This window comes from Paenarthrobacter sp. TAF1, from assembly GCF_052113825.1.
Classification (GTDB): domain Bacteria; phylum Actinomycetota; class Actinomycetes; order Actinomycetales; family Micrococcaceae; genus Arthrobacter; species Arthrobacter nicotinovorans.
The window spans coordinates 445,818-459,769 of sequence record NZ_JBFRDO010000002.1 but is presented as its reverse complement, the minus strand read 5'-3'; the positions used below and the strand labels follow the sequence as shown (position 1 = coordinate 459,769).

Annotated in this window: 12 protein-coding genes; 9 read left to right on the top strand and 3 right to left on the bottom strand. The window is 63.3% G+C overall.

The window, feature by feature from the left end:
* Positions 1-14: 14 nt before the first annotated feature.
* A complete protein-coding gene (locus tag AB4Y81_RS04215) occupies positions 15-2,033 on the bottom strand; it encodes a beta-galactosidase (protein ID WP_441995395.1) in 2,019 nt (672 codons plus the stop codon).
* A gap of 194 nt (positions 2,034-2,227) precedes the next feature.
* Here AB4Y81_RS04215 and AB4Y81_RS04210 point away from each other — a divergent pair, with 194 nt between their 5' ends.
* The 5 genes from AB4Y81_RS04210 (at position 2,228) to AB4Y81_RS04190 (ending at position 7,494) form a co-directional block, all read left to right on the top strand.
* Positions 2,228-3,517 (top strand): ABC transporter substrate-binding protein, encoded by a 1,290-nt coding sequence (locus AB4Y81_RS04210; RefSeq protein WP_413305038.1) that lies wholly within the window; start codon positions 2,228-2,230, stop codon positions 3,515-3,517.
* 50 nt (positions 3,518-3,567) lie between these two features.
* Positions 3,568-4,518, top strand: coding sequence for a carbohydrate ABC transporter permease (locus tag AB4Y81_RS04205; RefSeq protein WP_018776991.1), 951 nt, complete (start codon positions 3,568-3,570; stop codon positions 4,516-4,518).
* Complete coding sequence (locus AB4Y81_RS04200) at positions 4,515-5,432, top strand: carbohydrate ABC transporter permease (protein ID WP_018776990.1); 918 nt, start codon at positions 4,515-4,517, stop codon at positions 5,430-5,432. Before AB4Y81_RS04205 ends, AB4Y81_RS04200 begins: the two co-directional genes overlap by 4 nt.
* A gap of 13 nt (positions 5,433-5,445) precedes the next feature.
* Positions 5,446-6,096, top strand: coding sequence for a Poxvirus protein I5 (locus tag AB4Y81_RS04195; RefSeq protein WP_441995394.1), 651 nt, complete (start codon positions 5,446-5,448; stop codon positions 6,094-6,096).
* Between the two features lie 96 nt (positions 6,097-6,192).
* Positions 6,193-7,494, top strand: a complete 1,302-nt coding sequence (locus tag AB4Y81_RS04190) for an MFS transporter (protein WP_441995393.1) — start codon at positions 6,193-6,195, stop codon at positions 7,492-7,494.
* Here the strand turns inward: AB4Y81_RS04190 and AB4Y81_RS04185 are convergent.
* Entirely contained in the window at positions 7,445-9,523 is a 2,079-nt protein-coding gene (locus AB4Y81_RS04185) for a DUF6807 family protein (protein WP_441995392.1), read from the bottom strand. The genes AB4Y81_RS04190 and AB4Y81_RS04185 overlap by 50 nt on opposite strands.
* A gap of 211 nt (positions 9,524-9,734) precedes the next feature.
* Here AB4Y81_RS04185 and AB4Y81_RS04180 point away from each other — a divergent pair, with 211 nt between their 5' ends.
* From AB4Y81_RS04180 to AB4Y81_RS04165, 4 genes are all read left to right on the top strand, one after another.
* A complete protein-coding gene (locus tag AB4Y81_RS04180; RefSeq protein WP_441995391.1) occupies positions 9,735-10,754 on the top strand; it encodes an acetylxylan esterase in 1,020 nt (339 codons plus the stop codon).
* A 219-nt stretch (positions 10,755-10,973) separates the two neighbouring features.
* Positions 10,974-12,122 (top strand): 3-deoxy-7-phosphoheptulonate synthase, encoded by a 1,149-nt coding sequence (locus tag AB4Y81_RS04175; RefSeq protein ID WP_039242783.1) that lies wholly within the window; start codon positions 10,974-10,976, stop codon positions 12,120-12,122.
* Between the two features lie 139 nt (positions 12,123-12,261).
* The gene (locus AB4Y81_RS04170) at positions 12,262-12,474 is read left to right on the top strand and encodes a helix-turn-helix domain-containing protein (protein ID WP_017199160.1); all 213 of its coding nucleotides are present in this window, start codon (positions 12,262-12,264) and stop codon (positions 12,472-12,474) included.
* 164 nt (positions 12,475-12,638) lie between these two features.
* On the top strand, positions 12,639-12,737 hold the full coding sequence (locus AB4Y81_RS04165; RefSeq protein WP_003792170.1) for a 30S ribosomal protein bS22: 99 nt from the start codon (positions 12,639-12,641) through the stop codon (positions 12,735-12,737).
* Positions 12,738-12,968: 231 nt separating this feature from the next.
* Here the strand turns inward: AB4Y81_RS04165 and AB4Y81_RS04160 are convergent, their stop codons facing one another.
* Positions 12,969-13,934 (bottom strand): DUF559 domain-containing protein, encoded by a 966-nt coding sequence (locus AB4Y81_RS04160; protein ID WP_275776051.1) that lies wholly within the window; start codon positions 13,932-13,934, stop codon positions 12,969-12,971.
* Between the last annotated feature and the right edge of the window lie 18 nt (positions 13,935-13,952).

Below are 13,952 nucleotides of genomic sequence, written 5' to 3'. Positions count from 1 at the left end.
TTTTTGCGTGCCGGTCAGCTTTCGGCGATGACTGCGACGGCGCCGGCGGGAACCACTCCACTGAAGCGGGCCCCGCTGAGGAGGTCCTCGCCGTCGGCCTTGACGGTGGCGTCCTCGGTGCCGTGGTTGATGGCAAACAGGAAGGTCCGGCCGTCGTCGCACCGCCGGCGTGACAGCTCGACGCCGACGGAGGCCTCGGTCACCGGCCTCACCCCGGCTTCTTCAACCAGTCGTGCGGTCAGCGCTTCAATCCCGGCGGCGTCCGGGAGGGTGGCGAGGTACCACGCCGATCCCGTCCCGACGCTGCGCCGGGTCAGTGCCGGAACGCCCTCCAGCGGGTAGCCGGTGAACGTCGCCTCCACGTGTGTCGCCGGTTCCGCGTGGACGTGTTCGCTCCAGACCGAAGCGTCAGTGCCGTCGCTCAGGGTGATGATGGCGCCGGGGAACAGCGGGTGGAATTCCTCGCTGCGGATTCCCAGGAGATCCCGGAAAGCGCCGGGGTAGCCACCCAGGCGCACATGGTCCTTCTCGTCCACGATGCCGCTGAAGTAGCTGATGAGGACAGTGGCTCCACCTGCCGCGGCTGCGGCGATGGAAGCTGCTGCCGCATCTGTCACGGAGTACAACGTGCACACCAGGATCAGCTCGTAGCCGGACAAATCGGCGCCGGGATGGACGAAGTCGGTGCTGATTCCCTGCAGGTAGAGTGCCCGGTGGAAGGCCCGCATGGTGTCCAGATACTTAAGCGAATTGCTCGGATGCGAGTCCAGTTCCGAAGCCCACCAGGCCTCGTAGTCGAACACGATCGCCACCTTGGAGTCCACCCGTGAACCCTTGACCGGTTCCAGTTTGGACAGGGCTTCTCCGAGCTCCACGACGTTCCGCCACACCTGGGTTTCGCGTCCGCCATGGGGGACCATGGCGGAGTGGAACTTCTCTGATCCGGCTTTGCTTTGCCGCCACTGGAAGAACATGACGGCGTCAGCGCCGCGGGCCACGTGGCTGAGTGAGTTGCGCAGCATTTCGCCGGGCATTTTGGGCTGGTTGTGCGGCTGCCAGTTGACCGCTGATGTCGAATGCTCCATCAGGATCCAGGGCGCACCGCCCGCCACGGCGCGGGTGAGATCGGCGCTGAAGGCCAGTTCGATGTGGCGCTCGGGGTCGGCGGCCACCAGATAGTGGTCGTTTGCCACGACGTCCATGTCTTTGGACCAGTCGAAGTAGTCCAGTGACTTGGTAGCGCTGGACACCATGAAGTTGGTGGTGGCCGGAATGTCAGGTGTGACCTCCCGGATGACTGCCAGCAGTTCGCGGTAGTAGTCGATGAACACCCACGAATTGAACCGGGCAAAATCAAGTTGCTGCCCTGGGTTCAGGGTGGTGGGGGCGGCACCTGGCGGGATGATCTCGTCAAAGGACGCGTAGTGCTGGGACCAGAAGGCCGTTCCCCACGATTCGTTGAGTTCTTCAATGGAGCCGTATCGCCGCTCGAGCCAGGCCCGGAACGCGGCGGCGTCCTCTTCGCCGTGGAACTCGCCCACATGGCAGCCGAGTTCATTGTCCACGTGCCAGAGGGCCAGGGCCGGGTGGTCTTTATAGCGTTCGGCGATGACCCTCGTCATGGTGGTGGCGTACCTGCGGTACACGGCGGACGACGGCGTGTAGTGGCGTCGGGAGCCCCTCTCAAGTCTGGTTCCTTCCGCCGTGACGGGCAGGATTTCGGGGTACTTGCGGGCCAGCCATGCCGGCGGTGATGCGGTAGCTGTGGCCAAGGCAACCTTGATGCCGGCTCCGTGGAGGTTGTCCATGACATCGTCCAGCCAGGCGAAATCGTAGTTGCCCTCGGTGGGTTCAAGCAGGCCCCAGGAGAAGATCCCGACGCTGAGGAAGGTGACGCCCGCTTCCTTCATAAGTCCGATGTCTTCTAAACGGACGTCCTCGGGCCACTGTTCCGGGTTGTAGTCACCGCCGTAAGCGATGCCGTCCAGGCTGCTCCACACGTCGGGTCGGTGGGGTGTTTCGGGGGAGGTCATGGGGACTCCTTGCTCGGGTTGCCGGATTTGGATGGAAGCTGTGTGTGGAAATGGGCGAAACCCACTGTCTTTGGAAAACGCTTGCCCAGATGGTCCATTGAGGATATTGTATCGATTCAGAACGAGTGTAAGCGAGATCACTGCCACGTTGCAGAAACTCGGAAAGCTTGCACCAACTGAGCAAGGAGGCTCTCATGATCGACAGAAGGAAATTCCTCACCACGGTGGCTCTCGGCACTGCATCTGCCGCGTTCCTCTCCGCTTGTGGCCAGTCGTCGTCGTCCAGCGGACAGACCGGTTCCGCGGACAACCCCGTCTCCATCACCTACACCTGGTGGGGCAACGACGACCGTGCCGAACGTACCCGCAAGGCCATTGCGTTGTTTGAGTCCAAGAACCCGGACATCAAGGTCAACGGCAACTTCTCGGACTTCGCGGGCTACTGGCAGAAGCGTGCTACGGAGGCCGCCGGCGGTGGCCTGCCGGATGTGATGCAGTGGGACCTGTCCTATCTGCGCGATTACGGGCAGCGGAACCAGCTCCTGGACCTGGGCACAGTAAAGATCAACACGGACGCCTTTGAGAAGTCCCTCCTTCCCTCGGGCCAGATCCGCGGCAAGACCTACGGCATCCCCACCAGCACCAATGCATTCGCGGTGTACTACGACCCCGCCAAGCTCGCTTCACTGGGCATTGCGGAGCCGGACGGTTCCTGGAACTACAAGGAATTCAACGCCTTCCTGGCTGAGGTTGGCGCCAAGGGTAACGGCACACTGTTCGGCGGCACCGACTACACGGGCATCTGGTGGAACTTCAACATCTGGCTGCGGCAGAACAACATCAAGGCCTTCACCGACGAAGGCAAACTCGGTTTCTCCAAAGACGACCTGAAGAAGTGGTGGAACCTCACCGCGGACCTGCGCGGTACCGGTGCGATTGTGGGCGAAGACAAGGCCACCCAGCTGCTGCCCAAGTCTCCGTTCGGTTCGAATGTCACCGCGACCGAAGTCACCTGGGACAACTTCATGGCCGGGTACCTCGCGGACAGCGGCGCCAAGGAACTCAAGCTGGTGCCGGTCCCGTCGGATGATCCGGACAACCTGGGCCTGTTCCTCAAGCCGTCCATGTTGATGGTGGCCAGCGCGAAGACCAAGTACAAGGACGCTGCTGCACGCTTCATCGACTTCATGGTCAACGATCCCGAGGTCGGCCAGATCTTCAAGACCTCCCGCGGTGTACCGGCGTCGAAGACCCAGCGTGACGGAACCACCTTCGAAGGCACCGACAAGCTCGTCGTCGATTACGAGAAGTCCATTGAAAAGTACCTCAAGGACGCACCGGAGCCGCCCATCGTTGGGTTCGGCACCCTCGAGTCCACGTTCAAGCGGGTCACCCAGGACCTGAACTACGGAAAGCTCACCGTGGACGGCGCAGTGGATGCGTGGTTCAAGGAAGCCGAAGACCTCATCAAGCAGAACGCCTGATCCAGACCTTCCGTGTCTGATCCTGGCTTCCCAACTGACGGACTGATCTCGTGACTCAAAGCCCAACCCTGAGCAGGCGCACCGCCTCCGCTCCCTCGCAGCCGCGCAAGTCGCGGCGGCGCGGGGCGGACGCCCGCGCCGGCTACACCTTCCTGCTGCCCTGGCTGCTGGGATTCATCGCCTTGACCGTAGGACCGATGATTTCCTCGCTGTACCTTTCCTTCACCAACTACAACCTCTTTGATGCCCCCAAATGGATCGGCTTCGATAACTACACCACCCTCTTCCAGGACGAACGCTTCCTGCAGTCGGTAGGTGTGACCCTGCAATACGTTGTCTTCGGTACCCCGCTGAAGCTCGCGGCGGCGTTGGCCATCGCGATGCTGCTCAACAGCAAACGCAAGGGCCAGGGTTTCTACCGGTCCGCGTTCTACGCCCCGTCCCTGATCGGCGCATCGGTGTCCATCGCAATCGTCTGGAAGGCCATGTTCGGCGATTCCGGCCCCGTGGACCAGGGACTGTCCTTCTTCGGAATCAACCTCGGTGGCTGGGTGGGCAACCCCAACATGACCATGGGCATGATGATCCTGCTGACCGTGTGGCAGTTCGGCGCCCCCATGGTGATCTTCCTCGCCGGCCTCAAGCAGATCCCCACGGACCTTTACGAAGCAGCGTCAATGGACGGCGCCGGACCGGTCCGGAAGTTCCTGAACATCACCTGGCCCATGCTGTCCCCGGTGATTTTCTTCAACCTCCTGATGGAAACCATCCACGCGTTCCAGATCTTCGCCTCGGCCTACATCATCTCCAACGGTGAAGGCGGCCCGGCAGGATCCACCCTCTTCTACACCCTTTACCTGTACTTGCGCGGTTTCTCCGATTTCCGGATGGGTTACGCCTCGGCGATGGCCTGGCTCCTGGTGATCGTGGTCGGCATCATCACGCTGATCTTCTTCAAGACCTCCAAGTCCTGGGTCCACTACAGCGGTGATTCAAAATGACAACCACGGCAACGCCCATCCAGTCCACGCCAAGCACTCCGGCGCCGGCCTACAACCCGAAGTCCGAATCCGTTATGGCCAAGCGGATCAAGAGCGCCATCTTCCACATTATTGCCCTGGCACTGGTGGCCATGGTTCTCTACCCTGCCCTGTGGATGATCACTTCCGCCTTCAAACCGAACTCCGAAATCGGCGGCGCGAACAACGCGTTGTGGTCGAACAACTTCAGCTTCGACAACTTCGCCACGGCCATGGAAGGCATCGGCGGGGTCTCCACACTGACGTTCTTCACCAACTCGCTGATCCTGGCCGTCGGCGCCGTCGTCGGGACCGTGCTCTCAGCGAGCATCTCCGCCTACGCCTTCGCCCGGATCAACTTCCCCGGCCGCGGACTGTTCTTCGGCATGATGATCGCCACCCTGTTACTGCCTTTCCACGTGGTGATCATTCCGCAGTACATCGTGTTCCAGCAGCTGGGCCTCGTAGACACCTACGTGCCCTTGCTGATCGGCAAGTTCCTGGCAGCGGATGCGTTCTTCGTGTTCCTCATGGTCCAGTTCATGCGCGGACTGCCGGCCGAACTGGACGAAGCAGCGCGCATCGACGGCGCAGGACACGTCCGCATCTTCGGTTCCATCATGCTCCCGCTCATGAAACCGGCCCTGATTTCCACGTCGATCTTCTCCTTCATCTGGAGCTGGAACGACTTCCTGGGGCCGCTGCTCTACTTGAACACCCCCGAGAAGTACCCGCTGCCGTTGGCATTGCGGCTCTTTGTGGACCAGACCCAGTCATCGGACTACGGAGCGATGATCGCCATGTCGGTCCTGGCCCTCCTGCCCGTGCTGGTCTTCTTCCTGGTCTTCCAGCGCTACATCGTCGAAGGCGTTTCAACACAAGGCCTCAAGGGCTAGGGGAGAGACAGAAATGAGCACCATGGACGCCACTGGCAAGTCCTCGCCGAAGCCCGGGATTCCGGTCAACCGTTTTGCCCTCTTCGCCGAGACCATCCTGGCGGGAGTCATCGTGCTCCTCCTGTCCATCCCCTTGGTGACGGCGCCGGCTGCCTACGCGGCCGGCGTCGCGCACCTGGAGAGGCACCTCAGCGGCAGGGACGATTCGCTCCGCAGCCTGTGGGGGAATTTCCGCCGTGCGCTGCCCGGCAGCTGGAAGATCGGAATCACGACGGCGGCAGCCGCCGTCGTGCTTGTCCTGAACCTGCTGCTCGCCCTGGTGGGCCAACTGCCCGGCCGGGCAGTCATCCTGCCCGCCACGCTGATCCTGGCTGCGGCCGGCGCCGTGCTGTTCCTTCGGATCGTCGCGAATTGGAGCGGGGGAGTGGCCTGGGACGGCGACGCCGACCGGCATCCCGCCGACGTCCCCGGACCACAGCGCTGGGCTGCTGCCTACTCCAGTGCCAAGGCTGATTCGCTCCGTGACTGGAGCGGCTCACTGCTGCTGCTCGCGGCCGTGTTCATGGCAGTGGTGTTCGTCTGGATGTTGCAAGCCTTGTTCGTCATTGTCCCCGGAACCCTAGTCCTGGCCGCTGCGGCCGTCAAAATCCGCTCCCACCACTAGGAGTTTTTGTACAGCTGATGCCCTAAAGAAGCCTTCTTAAAGGCATCAGCTGTACAAAAACTCCCCACCGACCCAGCTGAATCGAGCAGACCCCCAGTGTCGCCGCGCCCCTTTCCACCGCGCCTTTTTCCACGTCGATCCACCCCCACTCAGCCTGCAAGCCCACGGGCCCGCTCGGTCGAGACCTGGCACTATCCGTTGCGGCACCACAACTACCGGATCTTTGTGGCCCTCTCGTTGGTGGGCAGCGGCGGGGTCTGGATGCAGCGTTTGGCCCAGGACTGGCTGGTTCTCCAGCTCACGGGCAGCCCGGCCGCCGTGGGTCTTGCCGTCGCGCTCCAATTCCTGCCCATGCTGGTGGTGGGCCCGGTCAGCGGTGTCTTGGTGGACCTATTCCCCAAACGCCGCATTCTCGTTGTTTGCCAATCGGTGGCCGCCGTCCTGGCTGCCGGGCTCGCTGTCTGGAACGCGATGGGAGGCAGCGACGTCTGGGTTGTCTACGCCGCGTGCATCGCACTGGGAGTAACCAGCGCCATTGACGGCCCCGCACGGCAGGTTTTCGTCAACGAAGTGGTGGGCGACGCCGGGTTGCCGGCGGCCATCGGACTGAACAGCGCCATCGGCCAACTGGGGGCCATGGCCGGACCCGCGCTGGCAGGCGTTGTCATTGCCCAGGCAGGCCCGGCGGCGGCGTTCGCGGCCAATGCCTGCCTTGGCGTAGCGGTCCTGGTGATGATCGCAGCCATCAGGCCCGGGGAACTCCATCACTCGCCGGTGGTGCCTGATCCTACGGTGCGAAAAGGCCGGGTATTGGCGGGATTCCACTTCGTCCGTGCCCGCCCACGACTCCTCCTCACCATGCTGCTGGCAGGCTTGCTGGGTGCCTTCGGAATGAACGGTCCTGTGGTGCTGGCCGCCTTCGCCGACCGGGTCTGGCACAGCGGTCCCGCGGGCTTCGGTTTGTTCAACACCGTCAGTGCCCTCGGCGCGTTGGCCGGGGCGCTGGTGGCTACCCGGATCAAGCGCTTTGGCCGGAAAGGAATCGTGGCCAGCGCAGGCCTTTTTGGGTTGACACAAGCGATCGCCGCCGTGATGCCAACGCAGGAATGGTTCGTGGCCATGCTCGTGGTGGTTGGCTTCATGACGCTCGTCTTCCTCACCAGCGCGGCCACTGCCGTGCAGCTTGAAGCCGGCGCGCATGTCCGGGGCCGGGTCCTGGCGCTCTACTTTCCGCTGCTCCTGGGTGGCCATGCGTTGGGCGGGCTGCTGGCGGGGTGGCTCACCGAAGACTTCGGCGTGCGGACCGGTCTGGTGGTGACCGGTGCCCTGGGCATGGCCTCCGCCGTGATCATTGGCCTCCTGATGTGGGGCTCAGGGCGTCGTCGCGTCCAGCCGTAACCAAGTCCTCGATCTCCCGCGGATCCAGCAAGCCGTCACTGATCCAGACGGAGTTGGTCCGCGTCAGCGTCTCACCGGCAGCCAACTCGACGGACTCATCCCAGGCCAGAGCCGAGCCAACGGCCGGGTAGCCCCCGCACCTGACGAACCATGGGTCCGCCGACTCCCGGGGTGCGGCGAACACCAAGGTGGCAGGGCCGGCGTCGAACTCTCCCGTCCAGGCCAACCAGGGCGAAACCGAGCCGTGCACGGCGGATTCGCCGCCGGCTGTGGAGGAAAAGACGCGCGGCGAGGCGTTTGCCGGAAGCCGCCAAAAGAATCCGCCGTAGCCGCTGCCGGGGGCACCATGCGATCCCGGGCTCCCCAGCGAGGCGTCGACGACGGCGGTGAGCCGGGTCCGGATGTCCAGTCGCCACGTGCGGGCGGTGATGGCGGTCCGTTCGAAGGTCCGGCGTTCCTGGAGGAGGAGGCTGCCGTCCGAACCGAACCAGTCGAGGTCCAAGGCGGTGTGGTCGGCAGCGCGGGCAGCAGCGGCGATCTCGATCCGGCCGTGGTCCATCAGGTCCACGTACTTTCCGGCGCTCCGCCGGTAGCTTCGACCTCCCCAGAAATTGCTCCCGTTGACGTCCTGCAGCGCGAAACCAGCCCCTAGGTGCCAGACGTGGTCCGACGGAAGATGGTCCGTCACCACTGTCCCGGACGGGGTGCTGACGGGGTGCAGGTAAGGGCGGGGCGAGAGCCAGGATTCGAGGCCGCTCCCGTTCCGAAGGACGGTGTCGGACGGTCCGTTCGCGAACAGCGGTTCGGTGTTCCTCGTTGCCTGTCGTGCCCAAGGTAGGCCCAATTCGGCGAAGGTTGCGTGGGCATGCGTCGCACGTTCCACGGCGTCCTGGATGCCCGGAATCACCGCATGGGCCTGCTGGCCTGTGCCCACCCACTCCGCGAAGTCCGGCGAGATCGGCTGGGGCGGTTCCGCAGTGCGGATGGCTTCCACAACACGCATGAACGCACCGCTGTGCTGGAGTGGACTGATCAGCGGTACGCCGGTGGCCAGGTGCTCTATCAGGTTCCCGGTGAGGTCGTCGCGCCCGAAGACACGGCTGCTTTCGCCCGCCTCCGTGGTGACGGCCACGCGGTCCTCGGTGTAGTGGAAGACAGCTGTTCCTTTAGTGCCCTGCAGCGTGATGTATGGTTCCATTGATTCGGCCGAGCAGAGGGTGAGGGCGCAGGTTATCGGTAGGCCGCCGAGGGTCCGGAGGCGGATCACGGAGGTGTCGTCGGCTTCAATGTCGTTCGCGCGGTACAGGTCGGTTTCCACCGAGGCCAGGTCATGTGGTTCGCGTGCCCCGGCGATGCGCAGGGCCGTCGCGATCGCATGGGCCAAGGGGTTGGTAGCCACGCCGTCCACCACGTCGACGCCATCCAGGCTGCGCTTTCCGGCCCAGCGCGAGCGTTTGTAGTAGGCCCGGTCCCGGACCCAACGCCCGGTCGCCGCGATTCCCTTGAGGGTGCCAATGCCGGGGAAGTCCGCCGTGGAGTTGCCGGCCGCCAGTTGTTCCAATGCGGCCAGGGCATGTGAGCCAAGGCTTTGGAACCCCACCTGGACACTCCGGCCGGTCGCGGATGCCGCTTCCTGCAGCCGCAGGAAATCCGCCATGGATGCCACAGGGGGCTTTTCCAGGTAGAGGTCCGCATGGGAGGCCAGCACGGACAGTGCCAGGGGTGCGTGGGTCTGGATGGGTGTTGCCACGATGATGATGTCCGGGCGGTGGTCTGCGGCAAGCAGTTCATCCAGTGTGCTGTGGACCGCCGTGGTGCCCGGCAAGCCTCCTGCAGCAGGGGGATTGGGGTCTGCCACCGCAACAAGTTCCACCATTCCATCGGCGGCGAGCCGCTCAAGGTTGTGGAGGTGGTGAGTGCCGAATCCATGGACTCCTACCAAARCAACCCGTGCCCGTACCGGGGTGGTTCCCGATGTGCTCTGCAAGGGCCTCGAACCCATGGCGGGCTCGAAAGATGGGGTGTCCATGGCTCTCCTCTGCTGGGGCTGCAACGAAGGCGCGTGACGTCGTCGTCGGAGTCTTTACGGTGTACTGTGCTGGCTAAGACTCTACTTAGCAAGCGCTTTCCAATGGTAGCTACAGATCAGTGTAGCGCGGGGTACGAAGAAATGTAACGATTCAAAAAAGTCGGCTTTGCCCGGTGGCGTCGCCCTCAGAACCATGACGTAGGATGTCCTCATGCCTCTCTTTGACCTCCCCCTCGAGCAACTCCGCGAGTACGTCTCACCAGCGCTCCCGCCGGCCGACCTGGATCAATTCTGGGACCGGACCATCGCCGAAGCCCGTATGGTTCCGCTCGATGCAGTGTTCGAACCGGTGGACAACTACCTCAGCGTGATCGACACGTTCGATGTCACGTTCTCCGGCTTCGGGGGAGACCGGATCAGAGGCTGGCTGCACGTGCCCGCCCACCTTGAGGCCGGGCAGCAGCTACCCGTCGTGGTGGAATACATCGGCTACTCGGGCGGTCGCGGCCTGGTCAACCAGAACACCCGCTGGGCGCAGGCCGGCTATGCGCACTTCATCATGGACACCCGCGGGCAGGGCTACGGTGGTGTCGCCGGGGATACCCCGGATCCCCACCCCTCAGCGGGCGAGGTCAACTATGCGGGCCTGATGACCCGCGGTGCCGACCACCAGGACAACTACTACTTCCGCCGGGTCTACGTCGACGCCTTCCGCGCGGTAGAGGCGGCACAGAACCATCCCGCCGTCGACCCTTCCGCGGTGGTCCTCACCGGCATAAGCCAGGGCGGCGGCATCACTGTGGCGGCTGCCGGGCTGACGGCCGGAAGGCTCGACGGCGTCATCGCCGCGCTGCCCGACGTCCCCTTCCTGCAGGACTTCCCGCGCGCCATCGACATCGCCCCGCGTGGTCCGTACCCGGAGATCGCCGGTTTCCTGGGCCGCCACCGCGACCGTTACGAGCCCATGCTGGCGGTGCTCAACTACTTCGACGGCGTCCACCTTGGCCGGGCGGCAAGCGTCCCGGCGCTGTTCTCAGCAGCCCAAATGGACGATATCTGCCCGCCGTCCACGGTATTCGCGAGCTACAACAACTACGGCGCTGATTCCCGGGCAAAGGGCAGCGCGCCCGCCAAGGACATCGAGGTGTACCGCTTCAACAACCACGAGGGCGGCCAGGAACACCACTGGATCAAGCAGTTGCAGTTCCTGCGCAAACTTTTGTCATCATGATGAACACGATTTGCCGGGTTTGATCGGGCGCGGTTATGGTGTGGCTATGACAAACCGTTGGTATGCGTATTTTTCGTTGGCTCTGGAGGGGCCCGCGTCTAACTGACACGCATCCAACTTTCCTTCAGAGCCAACAGGGCAGAGATGATTCTCTGCCCTTCGCCATATCCGGCGGGTTCTGAAAAGGGGCCCGCTCCGTATCCCGGACAGGACCCAGACATGACCAGCACCGCCCCCGAATCCATCGAAGCGCTCGATTCCGCAGCCGCAACGGACGCCGCGCAGCCCGCCACCTCCAACCTGCGGGTTGCCCGCTTCGAGCCCCTTCCGGCCCCGCAGGACCTCATCGCCGAGTTGCCGCTGGACGCCCGCTCAGCAGCCGTCGTCGACCGTGGCCGTGACCAGGTCCGCGCCATCATGGACGGCGTCGACGACCGCCTGCTGGTGATCGTGGGACCCTGCTCCATCCACGATCCCAAAGCCGGACTTGAATACGCCCGCCGCTTGGTCAGCCAGGCCGAGAAGCACAAGGAAGACCTGCTGATCGTGATGCGTACGTACTTCGAAAAGCCGCGCACCACCGTCGGATGGAAGGGGCTCATCAACGATCCCCACCTGGATGGCAGCCACGACATCGCTGCAGGCCTTCGTGCCGCCCGCGGTTTCCTGAAGCAGGTCACCGCCCTGGGCCTGCCCACAGCCACCGAATTCCTGGAGCCCATCAGCCCGCAGTACATGGCTGACCTGGTCTCGTGGGGTGCCATCGGTGCCCGCACCACCGAGAGCCAAATCCACCGCCAGCTCGCCTCGGGCCTGTCCATGCCGATCGGCTTCAAGAACGGTACCGACGGCGACCTCCAGGTTGCCATCGACGCTTGCGGCGCCTCGGCCGCTGAACAGGCCTTCCTGGGAATCGACGACGACGGCCGGGCGGCCCTCGTGGCGACCTCCGGCAATCCGGACACGCACGTGATTCTCCGCGGCGGACGCAAGGGACCGAACTACTCGCAGGACGATGTGGCAGCGGCTTCCGCCAAACTGGCGGCCAAGGGACTCAACCCGCGCTTGATCGTTGATGCGAGCCATGCCAACAGCGGCAAGAGCCACCACCGCCAGGCAGAGGTTGCCCTGGAGATCGGAGCCCAGCTCGAAGCAGGTGCTTCCTCCCCGATTGCCGGCATCATGCTGGAGAGCTTCCTGGTGGGCGGTGCGCAGAACCTGGATGTTGCCAAGCAGTTGGCCGGTGAACAGGAGCTCGTGTACGGCCAGAGCGTTACTGATGCCTGCATGGAATGGGATGTCACCGCTTCGGTGCTGGAGCAGCTCGCGGCCTCAGCCCGGAAGCGCCGGGAAGTCTCGGGGGAGTAGTATCCCACTTCGTCGAAAGGCTTTCACATAGGCCCCATCAGCCTCTAGAGTATCTAGCACATGGTTGTTTGATGGCTCAGCATCGTCACACCGTTTCCTGGGGGTGTCCTAGTCGGCTGAGAGCAAAGGAATATGGGAAATGTCCGCGGAGACCAACTTCTCGAATGCGCGATTCATGACGGTGGCTGAAGTGGCCGACGTCTTGCGTGTTTCCAAAATGACCGTGTACCGCCTGGTCCACTCAGGGGAAATGCCGGCCGTCAGGTTTGGCCGCTCCTTCCGGGTCCCCGAAGAAGCCGTGGCCCAGTACCTCAAAGGTGCTGTGGTGGACGGACAATCCGAGACCGCCTGAGGCTGCCGGGGTCCGTCCAACGGACCGTGGTCATGGGGTACCCCTTTGAAGCGGTACTCTGTTAAGGAACGTTTTACGTCAATGTAAGAATCTGTCAGTTGTGCTTGTCTGCTTCCGCGGATGTGTTCCAACAGACAGGAACTTCTAGTTTGTAAGGAACTTTCGTGGGTTCAGTTATTAAGAAGCGCCGCAAGCGTATGGCCAAGAAGAAGCACCGCAAGCTGCTTCGCAAGACTCGCCACCAGCGCCGCAATAAGAAGTAGAGATACTTCATCAAGCGTGAATGCCCGTTGCCTCTCGAGGTGGCGGGCATTTTTGCATCCCTGACGCTTGCTCACATCCCGCGGGTTTGGGTGTGGCGCTTGCTCACGTTCCGTGGGTTTGGTGGTGACGCTTGCTCACGTTCCGCGGGTTTGGGTGTGGCGCTTGCTCACATCCCGCGGGTTTGGGTGTGACGCTTGCTCACGTTCCGTGGGTTTGGGTGTGGCGCTTGCTCACGTCCGGGGCCGTGCGAAGCCGGAACGGACTGCGGGGTCTACCCATCCTTGCCGCAACGCCCTCTTTATCTGCCGGGTAGCGTTTGCGAAATTGTCTGCGAGGTCGTCCTTCCCGAAGATGAGCACCGTCCACCCGGCAGTCTCGAACGCTTTGTCCCTGCGCCGATCGCTAAAGATCTGTTCCTCCGCGAGGTGATGGCCGCCGTCGTACTGGATAGCGATCCGACGCTCCCGGTAACCGAGGTCGGCAGAAGGGGAGAGGGGATCGGCCAGCCGGAGCCGAAGTTGCAGTTCGGGTTCCGGAAGACCGTCGTCAAGCATCGCAAGACGAAGCAGCGACTCGGGGGCTGAGTCAGCGCCTACCCGCATCAGGTCGATTGCTTCCCGAGCCCGCACGACACCTTGAAGGTTCTTGTGGAGCTCCACCATCGAGCGGAGGGAAGCAATGGTTGCAAACGCTGTGTCCCGTTGTTCAAATTCGGGCCTGGGTACGCGGATGAGTTGGTCTCCGACGCAGACGAGTTCCTTCAACGGCAATATGCGGGCCAAATCCAGCCAGGTCCGGGACCGGGTGCTGATCCAAAACCCTCGGACCAACTCAACCTCGCTCTCCGCCACTACGACGCTATGCCCGGAGACGCCCTTTCGCCGCACTGCCGGCAGATTTCGAGGCTTGCTCAGGTGCAGCTCATTGGAATCGGCGAGCCACGGAGGGAGCGGCAAGCCGTGCAGCCGGGCGGCAGTGACATGCGAAATCCAGGCGCCTGGACTCGCGACCGAGAGCGATCGGGCAGCTGCTTCAAGGTCGAAGTCCCAATCCGATGGCCGGTAGATACCTTTACTCACTGCTTCAATGCTGACGCGGTTCCAGAGATTGCGATGCGCGAGACCGGCAGCCTTGGCCTCGTCAAGAGTGAACGGAGCGGATCCCAGTTGGGACGGAACGGGTTTCGGTATCTGCATACGGCATTGTTACCCGGA

Excerpts from the sequence above, each read along its gene's own strand:
- AB4Y81_RS04215 (WP_441995395.1), bottom strand. The coding sequence starts at position 2,033 with ATGACCTCCCCCGAAACACCCCACCGACCCGACGTGTGGAGCAGCCTG.
- AB4Y81_RS04210 (WP_413305038.1), top strand. The coding sequence starts at position 2,228 with ATGATCGACAGAAGGAAATTCCTCACCACGGTGGCTCTCGGCACTGCA.
- AB4Y81_RS04175 (WP_039242783.1), top strand. The coding sequence starts at position 10,974 with ATGACCAGCACCGCCCCCGAATCCATCGAAGCGCTCGATTCCGCAGCC.
- AB4Y81_RS04180 (WP_441995391.1), top strand. The coding sequence starts at position 9,735 with ATGCCTCTCTTTGACCTCCCCCTCGAGCAACTCCGCGAGTACGTCTCA.
- AB4Y81_RS04160 (WP_275776051.1), bottom strand. The coding sequence starts at position 13,934 with ATGCAGATACCGAAACCCGTTCCGTCCCAACTGGGATCCGCTCCGTTC.
- AB4Y81_RS04200 (WP_018776990.1), top strand. The coding sequence starts at position 4,515 with ATGACAACCACGGCAACGCCCATCCAGTCCACGCCAAGCACTCCGGCG.
- AB4Y81_RS04170 (WP_017199160.1), top strand. The coding sequence starts at position 12,262 with ATGTCCGCGGAGACCAACTTCTCGAATGCGCGATTCATGACGGTGGCT.
- AB4Y81_RS04195 (WP_441995394.1), top strand. The coding sequence starts at position 5,446 with ATGAGCACCATGGACGCCACTGGCAAGTCCTCGCCGAAGCCCGGGATT.